Source organism: Methylobacterium sp. WL116, from assembly GCF_008039455.1.
Classification (GTDB): domain Bacteria; phylum Pseudomonadota; class Alphaproteobacteria; order Rhizobiales; family Beijerinckiaceae; genus Methylobacterium.
The window spans coordinates 1-4,273 of sequence record NZ_VRUV01000394.1 but is presented as its reverse complement, the minus strand read 5'-3'; the positions used below and the strand labels follow the sequence as shown (position 1 = coordinate 4,273).

Annotated in this window: 4 protein-coding genes and 1 pseudogene; 4 read left to right on the top strand and 1 reads right to left on the bottom strand. The window is 73.3% G+C overall.

Annotation, left to right across the window (positions count from 1 at the left end; genetic code table 11):
• Positions 1 to 86 precede the first annotated feature (86 nt).
• From FV223_RS21210 to FV223_RS21195, 4 genes are read left to right on the top strand one after another with little or no spacing between them, the layout of a single operon-like run.
• The gene (locus tag FV223_RS21210; RefSeq protein WP_147728856.1) at positions 87 to 1,265 is read left to right on the top strand and encodes a glutathionylspermidine synthase family protein; all 1,179 of its coding nucleotides are present in this window, start codon (positions 87 to 89) and stop codon (positions 1,263 to 1,265) included.
• A gap of 53 nt (positions 1,266 to 1,318) precedes the next feature.
• Positions 1,319 to 1,771, top strand: a complete 453-nt coding sequence (locus FV223_RS21205; protein WP_147728855.1) for a DNA polymerase III subunit chi — start codon at positions 1,319 to 1,321, stop codon at positions 1,769 to 1,771.
• Between the two features lie 32 nt (positions 1,772 to 1,803).
• Complete coding sequence (locus tag FV223_RS21200; protein ID WP_246686528.1) at positions 1,804 to 3,504, top strand: peptidase S10; 1,701 nt, start codon at positions 1,804 to 1,806, stop codon at positions 3,502 to 3,504.
• Between the two features lie 38 nt (positions 3,505 to 3,542).
• On the top strand, positions 3,543 to 3,887 hold the full coding sequence (locus tag FV223_RS21195; protein ID WP_243948459.1) for a hypothetical protein: 345 nt from the start codon (positions 3,543 to 3,545) through the stop codon (positions 3,885 to 3,887).
• Position 3,888: 1 nt separating this feature from the next.
• On the opposite strand, the pseudogene FV223_RS21190 reads toward FV223_RS21195, so the two are convergent.
• A pseudogene (locus tag FV223_RS21190) lies at positions 3,889 to 4,273 on the bottom strand (hypothetical protein); the annotation flags it as partial.

Sequence of the window (4,273 nt, the reverse complement as noted above, 5' to 3'; positions counted from 1 at the left end):
GTGCGCCCGGCCGCCTTCGGCGGGTTCGGCGCGACCGGCCGGGGCTTCGCCTCCCATGGGATGGCGGGTCACGGGAGCGGCGGCTGATGCGCCGCATCGCGATCGGCGAGCGGCCGGGCTGGCGTGCGAGCGCGCGGGCCAACGGCTTCACCTTCCACACCCTCGACGGCGCGCCCTACTGGGACGAGAGCCACGCCTACGCCTACGCCTACGCCTTCACGCTCGGCGAGATCGAGCGCGACATCGAGGCGCCTGGCACCGAGCTCCACGCGCTGTGCCTCGCCTTCGTCGCCGACGCGGTTGAGGACGCGCGCATCCTGGCCTCCCTGGCGATCCCGGAGGCGATGTGGGACGTCGTGCGCACCAGCTGGCGCCGCGGCGACCCCTCGCTCTACGGGCGGCTCGACCTCGCCTACGGCGGCGAAGGCACCGGCCCGGCCAAGCTCCTCGAATACAACGCCGACACGCCGACCGCGCTCTACGAATCCGCGGTGTTCCAGTGGCTCTGGCTCGAGGACCTGCTGCGGCTCGGGCGGGTGCCGGCGAGCTCGGACCAGTTCAACGCCGTGCACGAGCGCCTGATCGAGCGGTTCCGGGCGGTCGGCGGCACCTGCCTGGCCCTGGCGGCCTACGCCGACGCGCCCGAGGACCGCGGCACCGTCGCCTACCTGGAGGATTGCGCGCGCCAGGCCGGCCTCGCGACCCGCTTCCTCGACCTCGGCGATATCGGCCTTGCCGCGAGCGGCGCCTTCGTCGACCGGACGGAGGCGCCGATCGCGACCCTGTTCAAGCTCTACCCGTGGGAATGGGCGTTCGCGGATGCGTTCGGCGAAGCGCTCGCCGCGACGCCGACGCGGTTCCTCGAACCGCCCTGGAAGGCGGTCCTGTCCAACAAGGGGCTGCTGCCGCATCTCTACGCCCGCGAGCCCGGCCACCCGAACCTGCTGCCGGCCTATTTCGAGGACGACCCGCAGAAGGCGCGGCTCGGCACCTCGTTCGTCAAGAAGCCGCTGTTCTCGCGCGAGGGCGCCAACGTCCTGATGGTGCGCGACGGCGCGGTGCTGGCGCAGGATCACGGCACCTACGGCGCGGGCGGCCATGTCCGGCAGGCGCTCGCCGAGCTGCCGTGCTTCGACGGGCGCCACGCCCTCGTCGGCGCCTGGATCGTCGGCGACGCCTGCGTCGGGATCGGCCTGCGCGAGGCGGCCGGCCCGATCACCACCGACGCGGCGTTGTTCGTCCCGCACGTCATCCTGCCCGGGTGAGTGCGCCGATGACGCGCTGTGCAAAGCGCGCCCAGCGGCCTATCTGAGCGGGCGTGACGGACATCCTCTTCTACCATCTCCAGAACCAGCCGCTCGAAGCGGTGCTGCCGAACCTCGTCGAGAAGTCGCGCGAGCGCGGCTGGCAGGCGGCGATCCAGGCGGCGAGCGAGGAACGGCTCCAGGCGCTGGACGATCACCTCTGGACCTTCCGCGACGACAGCTTCCTGCCCCACGGCACCGATCGCGAGCCCGACGCGGCGAGCCAGCCGGTGGTGCTGACCTTGCGCGACACCAACCCCAACGCCGCCGCGATCCGCTTCCTCGTCGAGGGTGCGGACCTGCCGCCGGATGCGGGCGACTACGAGCGGATCTGCGTGCTGTTCGACGGCACCGACCAGGATGCGCTCCTGCGCGCCCGCGAGCAGTGGAAGGCCGCCAAGGCCGCCGGCCACGCGGTCGCCTACTGGCAGCAGGACGACGGCGGCCGCTGGCTGAAGAAGGCGTGACGCTCCCCCGCGACTGGAATGCAGGACCGACCATGCCGATCATGAAAATGGCGCGCGTTCTTCCCTCTCCCCTTTGCGGGGGCGGGTACCCTGCGGAGCAGAGGGGGAGAGGGGAGCGCCGTATCCGAAGAGGTCGCGCCCCTCTCCCGGCCCTCGCTGACGCGAGGGCCACCCTCCCCCGCAGAGGGGGGAGGGGGTTCGCGGCACTCGTCGCGCTTCTCTTCGCGATCGTCCCGCTTGCGGCGGCGGCCCAGGCGCCGCAGCGCGGGCCCACCGAGGCGCGCGCGCCGGAGGGAAAGAAGCTCCCGCCCGACGTCACCACCGAGCAGAGCGTCACGCTTCCCAACGGCCAGAAGCTCGATTTCACCGCGACCGCGGGCAGCCTGCCGCTGGTCGACGAATCGGGCAAGCTGCAGGCCGAGATCGCCTTCGTCGCCTACACCCGGCCCGCGGCGGCCGGGACGGTGCGGCCGATCACCTTCGCGATCAACGGCGGGCCGGGGGCGGCCTCCGCCTACCTGAACATCGGCGCGATCGGGCCGTGGCGCCTGCCGGCCGACGGCGCGAGCATCAGCCCGTCGCGCTCGGTCGCGCTGGTGCCGAACGACGGCACCTGGCTCGACTTCACCGACCTCGTCTTCATCGACCCGGTCGGCACCGGCTACAGCCGCGCCGCGGACGGCGACGGCAAGGCGTATTGGAGCGTGGAGTCGGACGCCTCGGTGCTGTCGGCGGCGATCGCCCGCTACCTGCGCGTCAACACCCGGATGGGCGACCCGAAATTCTACGTCGGCGAGAGCTACGGCGGCTTCCGGGGACCGCTCATCGCGGCCAAGCTGCAGGAGGACATCGGCGTCGGCCTGTCGGGCCTCGTGCTGCTGTCGCCGGTGCTCGATTTCGGCACCCTGGCGCCCCCGCGCGCCAACCCCTGGGGCAACGTCCTGCGGCTGCCCTCCTACGCGGCCGGCGCCCTGGAGCGGGCCGGCACCGTGCCGACTCGCGAGACCCTGGCCGACACTGAGCGCTACGCCACCGGTGCCTACCTCGCCGACCTGCTCAAGGGGCCCGACGACGCGTCGGCGGTGGCGCGCCTGACCGAGCGCGTCGCCGCGCTGACCGGGCTCGACCCGGCCTTCGTCAAGGCGCAGGGCGGCCGGCTGTCCTCGAGCAGCGTCCAGCGCGAGGTCGACCGCGCGTCGGGCCGCGTCGCCAGCGCTTACGACACCGGCGTCTCGGGATGGGACCCCGACCCGACCGCGGCGCATTCCGGCTTCGACGACCCGCTACTCACCGCGCTCCAGGCGCCGCTCACCAGCGCGATGATCGACCTCTACGCGAAGACGCTGAACTGGCGGGTGACGAACCTGCGCTACGAGCTCCTGAACACGGCCGTGAACCGAGGCTGGAGCTGGGGCGGCGGCCGCTCCGCGCCGGAGGCGGTCGGCGCCTTGCGCGGCGTGCTGGCGCTCGACGGCAACGTCCGCGTGCTGGTGGCGCACGGCTTCACCGACCTGGTGACGCCGTACTTCGCCTCCAAGCTACTGATCGACCAGATCCCGTCCTACGGGGCGGAGCCGCGGCTCTCGCTGGCGGTGTACCCCGGCGGGCATATGTTCTATTCCCGCCCCGATGCCCGGGCGGCGTTCAAGCGCGACGTCTCCGCCCTCTACGCCGCCGCGCTGAAGGCGCGCGAGGCGACGGCCCCGAACCCGCAGCGCAAGGAGGCGCCGTGACGTTGCCAGATCTGCGGACCCTCGCCGGCGCCGGCCTGATCGCGGCCGCCCTCCTCGGCGCCTGCACCGTGACCGAGCGGACATCCCCGCCCGCGCCCTCGGAGATCGTGCCGATCCCGCCGCGCGTGCCCGCGGCGGCGACCTTCACCGGCCCGGTGCTCGCGCCGGACGGATCCTGCACCGGTCCGGCCCCGGCGAGCGCCGCCGCGATCGAGCCGGGCATCGGCGAGTGCGACCTCGTGCGGCTGAAGGGCCGCCCGCCGGTGGACGTGCTGGTCGGGGAAGGCCGCGCCGGCCGCGAGGTTCAGGTGCTCTACACCGAGCCCGGCGCGAAGGAGCTGTACTTCTTCGTCAACAACAAGCTCGACCGTGTGGTGAAGTAGCTCAGCGCACGCGCCACACCGCGAGGACGTCGCCGCCGAGCGGCAGCCGCTTGAGCCAGTCGGCCTGCGCCTCGCCGCGCATCAGCCGCGTGGCGAAGGCGGGGCCGTCGAGATCCGCCTCCGGCCGTACCCGGCAGGCGACCACGTAGCGGACGCCGTGCGCCGCCACCTGCCGCCGCAGGTCGCCCTCGCTGCCGCCGAGCCCTTCGATCGCCGCGGTGAGCCCTGGAACCGCCCGGTGATACGGTGCGGCGACCACCGCGTGCGGCGTCCGCATCAGGATCGAGGGCCCCATCACGATCGGCGCCAGCACGGTGCCGGGGGGGAGGGCCGCCAGCGGCGTCACCGCGTCGTCGGCCTGGCAGGCGAAGCTCGCGGCCGTGGCG